General features: G+C 44.2%; 1 pseudogene. It reads left to right on the top strand.

From position 1 onward, the window contains the following. Positions 1–697 (top strand): annotated as a pseudogene (locus A3761_RS27220) (hypothetical protein); the annotation flags it as partial.

Here is a 697-nt window from a genome sequence, read left to right as displayed (position 1 = left end):
TGTTGGTTGGCGCCAAGATCGCCAGACTTTTGATGCGGCGAGAGTTACGGTTAAGCCAATTGAAGGTCTTACTTTAGATGCATCCTATATTTATAAAGTAAACCGAATTAACTCAGGTGCCTTTGCGGATGTCGCTGATACTGATATAACACTATTAAATGTTGCTTACCAAACTCCCTTTGGTAAAGCTGTGGTATACAACTATGAGATCTCAGGAGAGCCTTATGGTGCCGCAGATGGTTGGGATGAGCTATCAACAATTGGTGCAAGTTTTACCGGCTCAACATTAGCAGGTGAAGATCTGAAAGTTTCATATGCTCTAGAGTATGCTTCGCAAGATAATGAAACGAAAGATGCCAGTATGGATTATATGATGGCTGAGGTTGGCCTAACTGCGTCAGGAGTGACAGGCAAGCTTGGGTATTCGTCCTTAGGATCTGACGACGGCAATCAGTCGTTCGCGACACCTTTAGCAACTGTTCATAAGTTTGAAGGTTGGGCTGATGCATTTCTAGGTCAGTCCTTGTTTGGTGCGGGTGGCGGTAATGGTGTTGTAGACACTTATGCTTCAGTCTCAGGTAAGTTCGCTGGTGTAAAACTGGTGGGTGTTTACCATGATTTTGAGACCGATGAAGGCAGTGCTGACGCGGGTAGAGAGATAGATCTTTTGGCAGTCAAAAAGTTTAATAAAACCTAT

It is taken from the genome of Oleiphilus sp. HI0123 (genome assembly GCF_001635315.1).
Note: the sequence above shows the minus strand (reverse complement) of the source record. Positions and strands in the feature narration are given on the sequence as shown.